Source organism: Vibrio sp. 10N.247.311.14 (genome assembly GCF_041467715.1).
In the GTDB taxonomy this organism is placed as follows: domain Bacteria; phylum Pseudomonadota; class Gammaproteobacteria; order Enterobacterales; family Vibrionaceae; genus Vibrio; species Vibrio crassostreae_C.
On record NZ_JBFSVE010000017.1, the window covers coordinates 18,428 to 34,356 of the forward strand.

A 15,929-nucleotide genomic window follows, 5' to 3' on the forward strand; every position below is an offset into this window, starting at 1 on the left:
GCAATGAGCTCGATAGTTGTGACTCATATTCACGACCGGGATTTACTCATCGGTATGCGCATAAAAAAAGAGCTCCTAAGAGCTCTTCAATCTGTTCAGTTTCACTCAAACAATCACTTACTTGTTATGAGATTCCTGAAGTTTTTCCATTACCTGATCCAAGCTAAAGCTCGCGGCTTTTTGGCGTGGCGGGTATTCAGCAAAGGTTTCTAGGAACTTGCCGACATACGCCTGTGCTGGAACGAACATATAAGCATGGTCTAACAACCAATCGTAGTATGTATTCGATGTAATGTCTGCGTTTTCGTATGGGTCCATACGCAGGTTAAACAGCTTAGGAAGACGTAACGTCACGAACGGTTCAGCCCAAATTTGCATGGTACCCGTCGCACGCTGCTCCATGAACACCGCTTTCCATTGGTTGTAACGAAGCGCCGCTAAATCACCATCATCGGTAAAGTAGAAGATCTCCGAACGACGGCCTTTCTCTTCTTCACCCGTTAGGTAAGGAAGGAAGTTGTAACCATCTAAGTGAACCTTAAACGTTTTATCACCGGCAGTATGACCTTTGAGTAGTTTCTCTTTGATTTGGTCATCACCAGCGGCGGCAACGAAGGTTGGCATCCAGTCCATATGGTGCATGATTTCGTTAGATACGGTTCCTGGTTCAATCTTACCAGGCCAACGAACCATTGCTGGTACACGGTATGCGCCTTCCCAGTTGGTGTTTTTCTCACCACGGAACGGGGTTGTACCCGCATCAGGCCAAGAGTTCATGTGAGGGCCGTTATCCGTTGAGTAGAAAACAATCGTGTTGTCTTTGATACCCAACTCATCCACTTGCTTCAATAGTTGCCCAACGTGTCGATCGTGCTCAACCATACCATCAGCGTAGTTACCGACACCGGTTACGCCTTTACTGTCGGCTTTCACGTGCGTTCTAAAGTGCATACGTGTCGCGTTCCACCACACGAAGAATGGTTTGTCCGCTTTCACTGCGCGATCCATAAAATCAAGTGCCGCGTCTAGTGTTTCTTCATCAACCGTTTCCATACGCTTACGCGTCAGTGGACCGGTATCTTCAATCTTGCCATCAGCGAATGACTTAATGACACCACGAGGGCCAAATTTCTTACGAAACTCAGGATCGGTTGGGTAATCTTCATTCTCTGGTTCTTCTTCAGCATTTAGGTGGTAAAGGTTGCCAAAAAATTCGTCAAACCCGTGTGCTGTTGGAAGGAATTCATCTTTATCGCCAAGGTGGTTTTTACCAAATTGACCTGTCATGTAACCCATAGGTTTCAGCATTTCTGCGATTGTCGCGTCTTCTGCTTGTAAGCCAATGTCTGCGCCCGGCAAACCTACTTTACTCAAACCCGTTCGTAATACACTTTGTCCCGTGATAAAGGTAGAGCGACCCGCAGTACAAGATTGCTCTGCGTAATAGTCCGTAAACATCATCCCTTCTTTCGCGATGCTATCAATATTCGGGGTTTTGTAACCCATGAGACCGAAGGTGTATGCACTCACATTGGATTGACCAATATCGTCCCCCCAAATAACCAATATATTTGGCTTTTCAGCCGCAAAAGTGGCGCTGGACGCGGCCATCATCGCTGTACCCAAAATCGCTAATCGACGTTTAGCGCCATATTTCGCTGTCATAGAAACCTCTTCGTAAGTTATTTGCATCCTGCCCTACAACGTATAGTCCATTTTTTACACATGCGCGAGATTCCCTAAGCTATTAATCTTTTTGTCATTTTTATTGAGATACGGATACAGAAATCATCGATAAGGTTTACGCCAACAAACATGATAAGGATCACACACAAACTAAGGCTTTATTCTACGTACCCACTAGAGCTGATATTAATCAATAGGTTACCTAAGCATCATAACGATTGGTTATAAGCACTATAAAAGGACGTAACGGAATTTTGAGAATAACATTTGCTCATCGATGCGTTGTTCTAACGCATTAATCTTAAAAGTGAATCGGAGTCCTTATGGGTACTAAAATTAATAAACTAGCATTAGGTGTTGGCTTATTAGCAGCTTCTTCAGCGGCAACAGCAGCAGAAAAACCAAACATTCTTGCTATCTGGGGTGATGACATTGGTGTATTCAACATCAGTGCATACAACAACGGTATGATGGGTTACGAAACACCTAACATCGACCGTATTGCTAACGAAGGCGCACTATTTACTGACCACTACGGTCAACAATCGTGTACTGCTGGTCGTGCTGCATTCCTAACAGGTCAAGAACCTTTCCGTACTGGTCTATTGACTATCGGCATGCCAGGTTCGGACCACGGTATCCCTGATTGGGCTCCAACGATCGCAGACCTTCTTAAAGAACAAGGCTACATGACAGCTCAGTTCGGTAAGAACCACATGGGTGACCAAGACAAACACCTTCCAACGAACCACGGTTTTGACCAGTTCTTCGGTAACCTGTACCACCTAAACGCCGAAGAAGAGCCAGAAACATATTACTACCCTAAAGACCCAGAGTTCCGTAAGAACTACGGCCCTCGTGGTGTAATCAAGTCTACTGCTGACGGTAAGATTGAAGATACAGGCCCTATGACGCGTAAGCGTATGGAGCACGCAGATGAAGAGTTCCTAGAAGAATCTCTAGCGTTCATGGAAAAAGCAGTGAAAGCTGACAAACCATTCTTCATCTGGCACAACACAACACGTATGCACGTGTGGACTCGTCTACAAGAGAAGTACCAAGGTAAATCTGGTATCAGCATCTATGCAGATGGCATGTTAGAGCACGATGACCAAGTCGGTGTTCTTCTAGACAAGCTTGATGAGCTTAAGATCGCAGACAACACAATCGTCATCTATTCTACCGATAACGGTGCAGAAACCGTATCTTGGCCTGATGGTGGTGCAACTTACTTCCACGGTGAAAAAGGTACAACTTACGAAGGTGGTATGCGTGTTCCTCAGCTAGTTCGCTGGCCTGGTACTATCAAACCGGGAACTAAGATCAACGACATCATGGGCCACCAAGACTGGATCCCTACTCTACTAGCAGCAGCTGGTGATGATAAAGTGGTTGAGAAGCTAGCGTCTGACAAAGGTGCAACTTACAACGGTAAAAACTGGCGTGTACACCTAGATGGTTACAACTTCCTACCTTACTTCCAAGGTAAAGAAGAGAAAGGCCCTCGTGACAGCCTGCTTTACTTCTCGGCAAATGCTGAATTGAACGCTGTTCGTTGGAACGACTTCAAGATTTCATTTGCTGTAATGGACGGTAACATTGTTGATGCCGTGCGTTTCCAACCAAACTGGCCTCAAGTTGTTCACCTACGTGCTGACCCATTCGAAAAAGCACCACACGAATCTGGCATGTACCTACGTTGGATGGCTGACAACATGTGGTTATTCGTTCCAGTAGGAAATCAGGTTCAAGAGTTTATGACGACGCTACCAGATTACCCTATGCAGAATAGCCAAGTACTGAACCCAGGTAACTTCAACCAGAATGCATACATGCTTCAAGGTAAACTTAAGCAACTAGAAGCGGCAGCAGCGCAAGCTAAATAAGCCTATCTAGGCGATGCAAACTGTATAGATGTGTATTTAACTAAGATTTATAGTAAGTACATAATCGAGTACGAAAGCCGTGATAACTCACTTGAGTTACCACGGCTTTCTTCGTTTAACGCCATTCGGCTTGATTTCATTTGAAAGAGCTTCATTCAATTCTGACTAGACCTCCCTATCAATCCCCGCTAGATAACCGCCTAAGCGATTTAATTTCCTACCACTTGTCTTGCAACATCACATATGCGCAACTAGCTTTATAAATAACACCTATCATTGGAAAGTAAAATGAAGGTGATATCAGAAGGATTCTGAGTTGCCATAATTGTCAAACTAGATGGACTAATGTTATGAAAACGCCATATTTAGCAGGAATAAGCATCATTGTCGTTTCAGTCGCTTTGCTAGTTTATGACGCGGCCTCTTCAAAAATGCACACCTCGTTCGAACACAAAAAAAATCACGCCCATGAAAGCAATCATGGTGACTATCACTCTTCAGGGCACTCCGCCCATTCCGAAGAAAAGCACGCACATAAAACCGTCGCTTCAAGCCAACCCATATCTCCGATTCCAAACTCTCCCGAGATAAATCATGAGCTGGCCAAAATTGGTTGGGTGCTATTTAAAGACCCGAACCTTTCTTCTAACCGCAGTGTGAGCTGTGAAAGTTGTCATAGCCTGCAAACCAACGGCGCAGAGGTAATTCCAGTTTCGATTGGCGTAAACGGCGCAGGGATGAGAAATTCACTCACCGTTTTTAACGCAGTCTTTAACTATCGGTTCTTCTGGGATGGTCGAGTAAACAACCTCGGCGATCAAATTGATGGCCCAGTGCACAACGTCGATGAAATGGATTCAAACTGGCAACATATTACGGATTATGTGTCTCAATCGAAAACTTACATCGACTTATTCCAAGAACAATCAACGCCCATTGACGAAGCTTCAATTAAGGCTGCTCTTATTGAATTTATGCAGGGTTTGACCACACCCAATGCCCCTTTCGACCTGTATTTACAAGGTGACAGCGCAGCACTTTCTGAAACCGCCAAACGAGGTTGGGAAACTTTTCAAGAAGAAGGCTGTATTCGTTGCCACCAAGGTACCAACATTGGTGGAGGCATGGTGATGCGATTTGGTTACTTTGGGTTATCGAAAACAGGAGCCGAGCGAAGTGAAGACCAAGGTCGTTTTATGTTTACCGCTAAACCACAAGATAAGGATTTATTTCGTGTTGCGAGCTTAAGAAACGTGGCGATCACTGCACCCTATTTTCATGACGGGCAAACAGCCACACTCGAAGAAGCGATCAAAATAATGGGTGAAAGCCAACTCGGTAAAACGTTTGAAAAACAGACCATAAACGATATTAAAGTCTTCCTCGAATCCCTAACCGGTAACCGTCCTCAAATGTTAATGGAGTTTGAAAATGAATAAGATCAGACTCATATTTCTACTGTTTGTATCGCTTTTCATCGGCTTAATTAGCTTTATTATGCTGACCTACTCCGAGCATGAAAAGGTCACCGAATATGGAGTGCCTATTCGGCAGTTAGGCCATGAAGTATTAGAAATGCGTGATCATATCACCAATGCAGCGCTTGCGGGTATTTCCAACCCTTATCAAATGTCTGCAGATTTGGTTGCTTTAGAAAGAGAGTTGCAACTACTCAGAGAAAGTTATCAAAGCGAGAATATTCACTCTACGTTCTTTAAACACTTACCGACAGCGCAATTATTGGATCGCTTTTACGATGCTTCAATGTCGAACTTAGATACGCTAGACAACCTAGTAGGACTTAGTGTGGCTCGTCAGTTTATTTTGCAATCTTTGACTCTACAACTCACAGAGAGCAACTCAACTGATGCTGAGATAAACAACGCAAATATCGACATTCAAAGCGCGCTTCTTGCGAGTGTGTTGGTTGGGGGAATCGAAATTAACCATTCAGGTGTTAACTCCGAGCTGGCGAACCTTTATAAAACGTTTACCGAACTCAACCAACAACAAAGTCAGCTGTTATCTCAAGTACTTTCAGCACACAGCATGGAGTATATTGAACATATTGAGCATGAGTTTACCGATCTGCAAGACCAACTTAAAAGTATCATCGTTAAGCTTATTATCGTTTTGGCGTTGCTGACTTTAGCGTTCTCATTCACCATGTTTATTTTTCGAGTCTTCGAACTCAAAAGAAACAACCTCTCCTATCAAGAAGCCGCAGACAAAGCAGAAAAAGCCAGCGAAGCAAAATCTCTCTTTCTCGCTACCATGAGCCACGAGTTACGCACCCCAATGAATGGCGTATTAGGCATCGCTCAGATAATCAAGGAGGATTCACACAGCGAGAATACTCGTAAACACGCCCAAATCATCATTGACTCTGGTCAGCATCTCGTCACCATATTGAATGACATTCTTGATTTTTCTAAGGTGGAGCAAGGCAAGATGGAGTTGGAATACAGCCCGTTCTCTGTCACCGACGTCGTGACACACCTTGATAAAACATTGACACCTCTTGCAGAAGACAAAGGCCTCGCTTTTATCATTAAAGATAACATTCCTACCAATATTCAGTTGATTGGTGACTCTGCACGTACACGTCAGATCTTATTTAACTTAGCAGGCAATGCAGTCAAATTTACTGAGTCAGGAAAGGTCGAAGTAGAATTCTTGATAGCCCCTACTACTCCACCAATCGTGAATATTTTAGTGACGGATACGGGTATTGGTATAGCAGAAGACAAGATCGACCATATATTTACCGCCTTTGAACAAGCTGAGCTTTCAACAACCCGTAAGTTTGGTGGCACAGGGTTAGGGCTTTCCATTGTTCAGCAGTTAGTCGAACTGATGGGCGGAACAATTAAGGTTTCCAGCCAGCTTGGTTTGGGCACTCAATTTAAGATCTCTTTGCCGTTAGAAATGCATGAGCTTGAAGAACAAGTCATCGACCAAACGCCAACCAAAACCAATGAGACTCTCGATGACTTCTCAGTATTGTTAGTCGAAGATAACAAGATCAACGCAATGGTGATTAGGAAGTTCTGTGAGTCGATAAACTTAACGGTTGAGAATGCCTACGACGGTTTACAGGCCTTAGATAAGTTGGCGTCAAACCAATATGACCTGATCATAATGGACAACCATATGCCCAACATGAGCGGTATTGAAGCGATTCAAAAAATCCGTGGCGAACTCAAGCTGACTACGGTTGTTTTTGCATGTACCGCCGATGTATTCAAAGAGGCCCACGATGAATTCATCGAATCAGGCGCAGACTTTGTACTCACCAAACCGTTACAGAAAAACAGCTTACAAAACGCCATCAACGAGTTTCACCAACAGTTTGAGGTCAACCGCCATCACTCCGTTAACACACACAATCTTCCAAACAAGGAAAAAAGTAACATCACGATGTTAACGCGTCACCCTAAGAACAAATTGCCACTCACAGAGGAAGAACTGTCGCGTAGCCAATTTTTAACTAACGATGAGCTTAAAACAGACGAGAAACTCAAATGCTTAACTTCTCTCGTTGATGAGCTAGAAAACGAAATCGATGAGTTGATAGAGCTATTTTCGGATGCCAAGCAAGATGATCTATCCAGAACATTAAAGGCGGTTAAAGCGATTGCATCAAGGTATGAAATGAGTGAAGTATTCGAGCTCGCAACCGAAGCTGAGAAGGTAACGGAGAAGCACATCATGCCCGAGGCTGAATTACTTCAGCAACTCATCAATCGCTTGATAGTCAACAGCCATCAAGCAACACGATTAATACACAAACTCCATCAGCAACGAAAAACGGGGTAAAAGAAGGTGTCATATGATATGGAATGTAAATTTACCTAGCACTGGCCACATTTATTCTTAGCACTCGGTGCCACAATCATTTTTGTGGTCGACTGTCATGTTCCTTTGGGCATTGCCATGGCCGTGCCCTACATAACGATAGTCTTGCTCGCAGCCACAACGAAAGATCCACTATCAGCCGTGATGTGGGCTATTGGCTGCACCTTACTTACCTTATTGGGTTACTACTTATCTGGTAGCGGCAGCGAAACCTGGTTTGTCGCCTTCAACCGAGTCATTACCATCTATACCATTTGGGTGGCGGCAATTATTCCTATTTATATCTCTTTACCTTCTCCTCAAGCCTCACTGGACGTCGATGATGACGTGACAGAGGAAAGTTCAAGATCACGCCCTCACTCGCACAGAAACCATACAATCGACACGTTCAAAAACTAGGCTTTGGTTAAGTTTCGGTGAATTTTTCCAAATCGAGACAAGGCAACTTGAAATACTTCTTTATGCATGCGAGTGTAGAACTACTCACCTAAATAACTGTATGACTATGAAAACATTACAATCCATTGCGCTGCTTTCGACAATTATCGCAGCACCACAAGTGTTAGCTGACGTAACAATTGAAGTTCCTTCTAGCGCAGATGCTTTAGTCGAAGTCTTAGCTGTTAATGAGGCTAAACCTGATCTCGACGGTGGTTTCTTCTCTTCGAGCAAAACGATCACCGTTCCAGATGGCGTAAACCAAATCGTTTTCAAATATCAACTGGCTTTCAGCCAAGGTAACGACCGAGAGTTTGTCGATAGCGATACCATTATTGCTACTTTTGATGCGACAGACACAGCATTGACGTTTGACATGCCTAAGTTCCGTAACACCAACGAAGCGAAAAAAGGCCTTCAAAACTTAGATTGGAAACTGGTTGATGAAAACCAAAATGCAATCAGTGTTAAGCAAGACAAACTTATCAAAGATGGCATGCAGATTGGTCGTAAGTACCCGCAAGAAGCGAAGGAGTACAACCAGAAAGGCGGCATCGCTGCACTTACAGTAGGTTCTAGCGCGGGCGTAGCAGCTGCTGTCGCACAACCGGTAACGCTTCCAACAAAGATTGACGGAAATGCAGCAAATACAGCTGAAGAGATGCTCTATTTCTGGTACGAAAAAGCGGATGCTGAAACCAAGCAGAAATTCAAAGACTACGTGAACAAGTAGCTCAATGAGCTTAATTTAAAAATGAAAGAAGCTGGCAAACTGCCAGCTTCTTTTTTGTCTTCATCTAGATGATTTAGGCTTATAGAGATTAAGCAGACTCAGTCGATAACACTTTAACATCCACTTTAGTTGGCCATCCTAGCGCTTTATACTCAGCTGCTAGTAAATGGGCACAGCGGCTAGAAATTCTGGTCAAAATCAGCTTTAGCTAAGTAACCTTGAACAAGCTCTCGATATTGCTGCTTCAATGGCGCTTCAATAAAGCTCGCGTCTATCGCATTCAAACTAAACAGCGCTAACTCCTGATGCGTCATCTCATGAGCTTTGCTCACCGCATTAAAGTTATCCGACATGTAACCACCAAAATAAGCAGGGTCATCCGAGTTAATCGTTACAGCCACACCCTTTCTGAGCAGTTCGACAATGTTGTGGTCTTCCATCACATCGAATACACGCAATTTAATATTCGACAGTGGGCACACCGTCAGTGGCATTTTGGTTTCAATCAGCTCTTCGATTAGAGCTTCGTCTGTCATGCACTGGACACCATGATCCACTCGACTCACGCTGAGCATTTCAATCGCATCGACAATGTTTTGAGCCGGCCCTTCTTCTCCTGCATGCGCCACCGTCAAGAAGCCCGCTTGTTTTGCTTGTTGGAATACACGCTTGAACTTCTCTGGTGGGTGTCCTAATTCAGAAGAGTCCAGTCCAACCCCGACGATCTTATCTTGATGCTTCAATACCTCTGCGAACGTTTGAATGGCGCTCTCTTCAGATAAATGGCGCAGAAAACATGCGATGATTTGAGAGGTAATGCCCAACTCTTTATGACCCTGTTCAAGCGCACGATGAATGCCGTTAATAGCGGTATCGAATGCAATGCTACGATCGGTATGTGTCTGAGGATCAAAGAAAATCTCAGTATGGATAACATTGTCGGCTTTACAGCGTTCTAGATAAGCCCATGTTAAGTCGTAGAAATCCTGTTCTGTGCGCAGTGCATCAGCACCTTGATAATAGATATCCAGAAATGACTGTAAATCATCAAATTCGTATGCGCGTCTTAGTTGCTCTGGGGATGAATAAGGCAGCTCAATGCCATTGCGTTGAGCAAGCTGGAAAAGTAACTCAGGTTCGAGCGAACCTTCAATGTGTAAATGCAACTCTACTTTTGGGAGCCCTTGAATAAATGCGTTCATATTTCACCTACTATGGATTTTAGGTGTGCACTTACTCTGAATAATAGACAGGAGGTTTTCTTGAACGCCATTACAAAGAGTAAGAACACAATTGTGATCTAAACCCTTCGTAATCAGCACTTTGCGGGAGCTGGTAGAGACCCCCAAACCATATCATTGGGGTTATACGAAGCAAACGGTTGCTACTATACAGAGTTTAATGGGAATTTCACTAATCAATTGCTCATTAACCGATTTCTAAAGCAGGAACCTGTTTGGTTCGATCTCAACGGTAATCTGGTCGTATTCTCGACATAAGCAACATATCGATGTACTTACCCGCTTTGAACGTACTGAGTCTTTTTGTGCCTTCTAACTGAAAGCCTACACGTTCATACAAAGCAATAGCGGCGTGGTTATCGGCATGAACCTCTAACTCAAGACGCACGAGATTAAGCCAGTTATCCGCCTGATTGATCGCTTCTTGCATTAACGCCTTACCGACCCCTTTACCATGCATATCCGGGTGAATAGCAATACCAAGACCAGCGCAGTGCCTGTCTCTTACCTTGGTGGTCATGAATAAAGTAATGTGACCCACTACTTTGCCGGAGACTTCCGCAACCAGAGTGAAATGGTCTGAATGACCAAACAGTCGCTCCACTTGTTCAGAACTAAGATAAGGCTTTTGTGAGGTGTTTTCTGAAACTGAAGGGCGGCGATAAATATCGAAAATATCTTGGCTATCCGTTGCTTCTAAATGTCTAATTTGTATTTCCAAAGCGCTTCCTTATCCTATTATTTCTATCCATAAGCTAATTTTCATATTACGGATAGCAACGGGAACCTACAACCTTTAAAGGTGTAAGTGCCCGAAATAATTAAACAAATAGTAAGACTGAACTTAAACTTCTGCTTTGATGAGTATTTTTAAAATAGTGTGAATATCAGAATTTATAATCCACACCCACACTCGCTAATACTTGCTCGGAGTTATAGAAATCGATATTAGAATCTATGCTTCTTAAACCCAGTAAAGTAATGAACGCCCAATCTTTATAGCCCATCAAACCACCAAACTCATAAGCTAAGAATGCACCGAATTCATTCTCTTCACGTACTTGCCCGTAAATTGGATTCGACTCATCATATTCACGATCACTTGCATCTAGGGTGACAACAAAACCATGACGACCGATTCTCTTCGCGTAGTTTAATTCAATACCATAACTATCGAAGCTGAGTGCTCCTCCTTCTGCGTCTGAGTGGAAATACACCATTGAAGGAACAAATAGACCTGCGTGGTTTGGTAAGATAAAGCGGTATCCTGCTTTGGCGTACACATAGGTTCTTTCCCTATCCAGCAGCACAGTATCTTCCGGAGATAAGCCTTGGCTACCAGATAGCTCTTCATCAACATCTGATTGCCCAAATGCGAGATCCGTTCGAAAACCAGTTCCACCGATATTAGTGAGCTGCAGTCGTCCTACATTACCTTTCACATCCGTTTCATTTCGATTAACGCCAACAGCATACGGATCCGTCCAAGCCTTACCCGAGATAAGCGTAGGAATAACAGAAAAATCCAATATGGTGCCACCAGAAAGTTGATATCGATAACCGATCTCAAACGCAATGGTACCTGTTGCAATATCCTCTCGTGTCGTACCCGCATACACTTGGTGAGTCAGCGATTCGCCAAAAGTATATTGAACAGTACCCAAAAAGCCGAGTAGCCCTTGGTTTTCACTCTCCCCTTCCTGGGTGTTGGTGGCTTGATTCGAATCTTGTTCAGTACTCAAATTACTACTGTCAGAGTAGAAACCGGCCAATACACTGAAGTTACCGCTGAAGCCTTCACTTGGAGCAAGGCCACTGTATGCAGGCATTGAAGCCAATGCAGAAAAGACTAATGGTAAAACAAACCTCATATTCACATCCATTACTTGAATAATCACCAAATAACTATAAGCATCAAATAACTATAAGCATCAAATAACTATAAGCATCAAAATGGAATTGTAACAAGCATTTAACAATATAAGTTTATTCGCTTGACGCTGTCGATATCGCTAACCATTCACTCAAAGACACAACAAATTGATCTATCACGATTGGGCTTTCGTAATACCTCTCGAAAATAACGGACAAAACTCAAAGGAAGACAATATGTTTAATAAATTAATCAAAACCATGTCAGTGCTAGTTGCGACGCTTCTTTTTACGGCTTTTGCTCACGCTGATCACCACGGAATGAAGAAAGATATCGTTGACGTGGCGGCTGAAAACGGCTCTTTCAACACCTTGGTAGCAGCGGTAAAAGCGGCAGGCTTAGTTGAAACATTGAAAGGTGGCGGTCCCTTCACAGTGTTTGCGCCAACGGATGAAGCGTTCGCTGCGCTACCAGAAGGAACGGTTGATATGCTGTTGAAGCCAGAAAACAAAGACAAGCTGATCGCAGTACTGACCTATCATGTGGTGCCAGGGAAAATAATGGCGTCTGAAGTGATGAAGCTTGATAGTGCCGTAACAGTGCAAGGCGAAGCGGTAATGGTAGGAATTGATCACGGCAACGTGATGATCAACAAAGCGCAGGTCGTGATGGCAGATGTTGAAGCAAGCAATGGTGTTATCCATGTGATTGATGCTGTATTACTGCCTAAATAATAAAGATGAACACAAGTCAAAGGTTCTTAGAGGGTGTGACAGGTTCACACCCTTTTGACGTTTAAATACCAAGTTAAGATCGGTATCAAACTAGCCAAGCCTGCCTTGATATAAGCAAGAACCCGGATTACATAAACAAGCGCCCGAATATCAGAAAGGCCGCCATCGATACCACCTTCGTGAAGACCACTACCCAGATGCAGTCACCAATACTAGAGTGCGTCGCTTTCCCGAGTAGGTACACAAACAGAATCAACCCTAACACCCAACCTACTGTTGGAATCAATGACACCAGAGCAACGATAACAGCAATAGTAAGAAGGGATTTAAAATCTGCGACCACGAAAGACATTTTAGAGGCGATGTACATACAACATGCGGTGATTAATGCGTCCATCACAAACGCTAAAGCTTCAATACCCACTTTACTTCCTTCACTGATATTAGTTGAAGTGAATATTATCTCTAAAGAGATGATTTTTCTTGAATAAGAGAACAAAAAGCAGGTGAAAACTGTGTCAAAAATGAGATTACCGTTCGTCTGAAGGCATAGGTTTATTTGTTCGAGTCTTCTAAGCCTTTGACCAGTGCTCGCGACCGAGTCTGATTTGCTTTTTGATAGGCATCAAAGCCATCTTCGCGTTTACCTCCGAACAAACAAAGAAACGAGTTGATGACAAATGAAAAGAATGAGATGACGACAACAAAGAGAGGAAATAACCCCGACACCCCAGCATCTAAGGCAAGAACGCCAACAGCGAAGGACAACATCGACACCAATGTATATAGTTTAGATCTACTCACATGACTCATGAACAACACTCCTTGTATTCATTCAATGTTTAGATTAGACAAATTATCTTGCACACAATTTGAACTCATCGACAATATCAATAGATCAGGAAAAGTTATCCTTAAAAAGGTTCATTAATATTTCAAACTCGGTTTCTGTATCCCTACGAACACTAGCCCGCCTATTCAACTGACTTTTCTATCTTCAACTACCTTTTCCATCACGTAATTGGTCAGCTTTACACCACGCATTTCGACTTCCTGTTCATTCACCACCTTAAAACCAAGATGCTCATAGAAAGGCCTTGCGGTAATACTTACTTCAGAGAAATATCTCGATATACCACGAACTCGACCCACAGTGAAAACATGTTCCATCAACGCTTTCCCTACCCCCTTCCCTTGATATTCGTGGTGACAGAAAAAGTGATCAATCAAGCCACTTGGTTGCAGGTCAGTATAGCCAACTACGCAACCATCGAGTTCAGCCACAAAGGGTTGTAACCCATTCATACGCTTTTGCCATAACGCAAAGTCAAAGCTACTGGGTGCCCAAGCTTCGACTTGCTGTTGAGAATAATCTCGAACATTCACGTTACGTACCGTATGAAAGAAGATCTCCCACAGTGCTTTGTCATCATTCGCTTGATAGTTTCGAATTCTAATCACAACATACTCCTTTTTGTCTTAAGTCCTTTCTGAGGTGAAAATAAACAGCTGAATCAGCAAGCTTTATAACCTAACAGCCTCAGCTTTAGAGCAAGATATCAACGATAAAACACAGCGAGCCAGATCGTCACCGCATCTTTATCCGTCCTCAGCACCTTGTGTTTTTCACCTGCGGAAATATTGAGATAATCCCCTTTAGACAAGGTAACAATGCGACCATCTTCAAACTCAATCACCCCTTGCCCATCGATCACCATCACCCACTCATGCTCATCTTGATCGTACCAACCCTCTTCAGGAGAACTGTGACCATATGAGAGTATTCTCTCGATTCGAATGTTGTCGTTGGCAATCAGGTCATTGAATATTTCATTGGGTATTGATGAAGGAACATCATTGTAAATGTTTGGCATCAAGCTCTCCTAGCTAGTATTGAATTGATTAATAATTTGGGCCTTAGCTTCAGTTGTAAACCTAAGCAGTGGCACTCTTTCTGAAGTAAAAACGGTAATAGCCCACCAAGTTACTGCAGATAAACAGCGCCTCCATAACAACCGCTGTTGGCGAACCAACTAAGTAATTGTGAATCAACCAAAAGCTGGTTCCGATGATCATCAATTCTCTTAATCGACGGTCATCTTTATTGAAGGCTGCAAAGGTTTGAAATACGGAGGCAAAGCAACTCAATATGCTGGTTAGCCCCGAGTAAGTCACTGCGGTTGCGACCACCGACATCGAACAAAACAAATATTTAAACTTAGACGAGGTAGAAAATGCGCTCGTCAAATAGCGAATCGTGGCAATCGTCATTAAGCTTGCCGCTGTCCACTGTTCAAGAAGGATAAAGTGACTCGAAATAAGAACGCCAGCAAAGAACAGACAAGTGACGATTTTCTTCCTTTCCTTGAATTGGAATGACAGAAGATCAAAACAAATGGCTATCGCGACTAATACTTGGGAAAGATAAAAGGCAGACACGGTGATTCCTTCAATAATACATTACGCCCTAGCCGCCTCTTTTAACTGTGAACAGTCGAATAAAACGTACTAGGCGGTTCCAACGATACAGGTCAAACAGCGCTCTAAAACTTCTATAGAGATCTAAAGCTTCAACACGCCACTAATCACAGTGGTCGCAGAACCGATTAACTTTATTCGCCCATTAGCTGAGAGCTCTGTCGACAGATAACCACCACGACGAGACGCCTGATAAGCACTGAAACTGCTTTTGTTGAGCTTTTCTGCCCAGTGCTGCGTCAATGCGCAATGTGCCGAGCCAGTCACAGGATCTTCATTAACCCCAACCCAAGGTGCAAAGTAGCGAGAAACAAAATCAAGTTCCGTATTTGCTGCCAATGCTGTCACCACTACACCTCGCCCTTGAATACCTTTTAACGCATCAAAGTTTGGTGAAAGCTCCAATAACACTTGTTCGTTGGAAACTTCGATTAACTGCTTAGAGTCAAATTCTCTGAATGAAACTACTTGATGCGGATCTAAACCTAGGTGTTCAAGCAGCGTGAGGTTGGGTTCAGAACGCAATGATAGCTGTGTACTAGGAAAATCAAGCTCGATAGACGATTCACAAACGGCGGCAGATAATTCCCCAGATAAGGTGTTAAACACGACCTTATCACCTGTCTCAAGCAGTCCTTGTTCTTTCATCACATGAACCGTTGCCAGTGTGCCATGTCCACACAGCTTCACTTCGACTTCGGGAGTGAACCATTTAAGCGTCATAGTGTTAAGCGCGAGAAAAGCCGTTTCAGATACCGCCATCTCTTCAGCGATTGAAAACATTAACGACTCATCCAACGGCTCTTTGGAGATACAGACCCCGGCAGGGTTCCCTTTAAACGCTTGAGTTGTAAACGAATCTACTTGATATATCTCTAAATCCACAATGGCTCCTAAATGCACAACATTTCCCAAACCGGCAATCATGGCTCGTTGGGACATAACCTAGATATTGCTGCCCACAATAAGCACAATCACCTTGTGCTACAAGTCTTTAGCAAC

General features: G+C 43.5%; 15 protein-coding genes, 1 pseudogene and 1 riboswitch. Of the genes and pseudogenes, 6 read left to right on the forward strand and 10 right to left on the reverse strand.

Annotation, left to right across the window (positions count from 1 at the left end; all coding sequences use genetic code 11):
* Nucleotides 1–117: 117 nt before the first annotated feature.
* Entirely contained in the window at nucleotides 118–1,665 is a 1,548-nt protein-coding gene (locus tag AB6F11_RS08345) for an arylsulfatase (protein ID WP_017060009.1), read from the reverse strand.
* A gap of 344 nt (nucleotides 1,666–2,009) precedes the next feature.
* Between AB6F11_RS08345 and AB6F11_RS08350 the strand changes: the two genes are divergently transcribed.
* From AB6F11_RS08350 to AB6F11_RS08370, 5 genes and pseudogenes are all read left to right on the forward strand, one after another.
* The gene (locus tag AB6F11_RS08350; protein ID WP_102393773.1) at nucleotides 2,010–3,572 is read left to right on the forward strand and encodes an arylsulfatase; all 1,563 of its coding nucleotides are present in this window, start codon (nucleotides 2,010–2,012) and stop codon (nucleotides 3,570–3,572) included.
* A 350-nt stretch (nucleotides 3,573–3,922) separates the two neighbouring features.
* The gene (locus AB6F11_RS08355) at nucleotides 3,923–5,011 is read left to right on the forward strand and encodes a cytochrome-c peroxidase (RefSeq protein WP_102393772.1); all 1,089 of its coding nucleotides are present in this window, start codon (nucleotides 3,923–3,925) and stop codon (nucleotides 5,009–5,011) included.
* Complete coding sequence (locus AB6F11_RS08360) at nucleotides 5,004–7,391, forward strand: ATP-binding protein (RefSeq protein ID WP_102393771.1); 2,388 nt, start codon at nucleotides 5,004–5,006, stop codon at nucleotides 7,389–7,391. Before AB6F11_RS08355 ends, AB6F11_RS08360 begins: the two co-directional genes overlap by 8 nt.
* A gap of 13 nt (nucleotides 7,392–7,404) precedes the next feature.
* Nucleotides 7,405–7,829 (forward strand): annotated as a pseudogene (locus AB6F11_RS08365) (hypothetical protein).
* Nucleotides 7,830–7,935: 106 nt separating this feature from the next.
* A complete protein-coding gene (locus AB6F11_RS08370) occupies nucleotides 7,936–8,601 on the forward strand; it encodes a DUF2057 family protein (RefSeq protein WP_102332870.1) in 666 nt (221 codons plus the stop codon).
* Between the two features lie 179 nt (nucleotides 8,602–8,780).
* Here the strand turns inward: AB6F11_RS08370 and AB6F11_RS08375 are convergent, their stop codons facing one another.
* From AB6F11_RS08375 to AB6F11_RS08385, 3 genes are all read right to left on the reverse strand, one after another.
* Nucleotides 8,781–9,803, reverse strand: a complete 1,023-nt coding sequence (locus AB6F11_RS08375) for an adenosine deaminase (protein WP_102393770.1) — start codon at nucleotides 9,801–9,803, stop codon at nucleotides 8,781–8,783.
* A gap of 90 nt (nucleotides 9,804–9,893) precedes the next feature.
* A riboswitch (purine riboswitch) is annotated at nucleotides 9,894–9,993 on the reverse strand.
* A 75-nt stretch (nucleotides 9,994–10,068) separates the two neighbouring features.
* The gene (locus tag AB6F11_RS08380; RefSeq protein ID WP_017060016.1) at nucleotides 10,069–10,563 is read right to left on the reverse strand and encodes a GNAT family N-acetyltransferase; all 495 of its coding nucleotides are present in this window, start codon (nucleotides 10,561–10,563) and stop codon (nucleotides 10,069–10,071) included.
* 166 nt (nucleotides 10,564–10,729) lie between these two features.
* Nucleotides 10,730–11,713, reverse strand: coding sequence for a DUF2860 family protein (locus AB6F11_RS08385; RefSeq protein WP_102393769.1), 984 nt, complete (start codon nucleotides 11,711–11,713; stop codon nucleotides 10,730–10,732).
* Between the two features lie 238 nt (nucleotides 11,714–11,951).
* Between AB6F11_RS08385 and AB6F11_RS08390 the strand changes: the two genes are divergently transcribed.
* Nucleotides 11,952–12,449 (forward strand): fasciclin domain-containing protein, encoded by a 498-nt coding sequence (locus tag AB6F11_RS08390; RefSeq protein WP_102393768.1) that lies wholly within the window; start codon nucleotides 11,952–11,954, stop codon nucleotides 12,447–12,449.
* Nucleotides 12,450–12,576: 127 nt separating this feature from the next.
* On the opposite strand, the gene AB6F11_RS08395 is transcribed toward AB6F11_RS08390, so the two are convergent.
* From AB6F11_RS08395 to AB6F11_RS08420, 6 genes are all read right to left on the reverse strand, one after another.
* Complete coding sequence (locus AB6F11_RS08395; protein WP_102393767.1) at nucleotides 12,577–12,873, reverse strand: hypothetical protein; 297 nt, start codon at nucleotides 12,871–12,873, stop codon at nucleotides 12,577–12,579.
* A 131-nt stretch (nucleotides 12,874–13,004) separates the two neighbouring features.
* Nucleotides 13,005–13,262: a hypothetical protein gene (locus tag AB6F11_RS08400; RefSeq protein WP_017060020.1), complete on the reverse strand. Its 258-nt coding sequence runs from the start codon at nucleotides 13,260–13,262 to the stop codon at nucleotides 13,005–13,007.
* A 165-nt stretch (nucleotides 13,263–13,427) separates the two neighbouring features.
* Nucleotides 13,428–13,910 (reverse strand): GNAT family N-acetyltransferase, encoded by a 483-nt coding sequence (locus AB6F11_RS08405; RefSeq protein WP_017069854.1) that lies wholly within the window; start codon nucleotides 13,908–13,910, stop codon nucleotides 13,428–13,430.
* A 98-nt stretch (nucleotides 13,911–14,008) separates the two neighbouring features.
* A complete protein-coding gene (locus AB6F11_RS08410; protein WP_102393766.1) occupies nucleotides 14,009–14,323 on the reverse strand; it encodes a cupin domain-containing protein in 315 nt (104 codons plus the stop codon).
* Nucleotides 14,324–14,384: 61 nt separating this feature from the next.
* The gene (locus tag AB6F11_RS08415) at nucleotides 14,385–14,888 is read right to left on the reverse strand and encodes a YgjV family protein (RefSeq protein WP_102393765.1); all 504 of its coding nucleotides are present in this window, start codon (nucleotides 14,886–14,888) and stop codon (nucleotides 14,385–14,387) included.
* 123 nt (nucleotides 14,889–15,011) lie between these two features.
* Nucleotides 15,012–15,812 carry a PhzF family phenazine biosynthesis protein gene (locus tag AB6F11_RS08420; RefSeq protein ID WP_102393764.1) on the reverse strand — a complete coding sequence of 267 codons (801 nt, stop codon included), beginning with the start codon at nucleotides 15,810–15,812 and terminating at the stop codon, nucleotides 15,012–15,014.
* Between the last annotated feature and the right edge of the window lie 117 nt (nucleotides 15,813–15,929).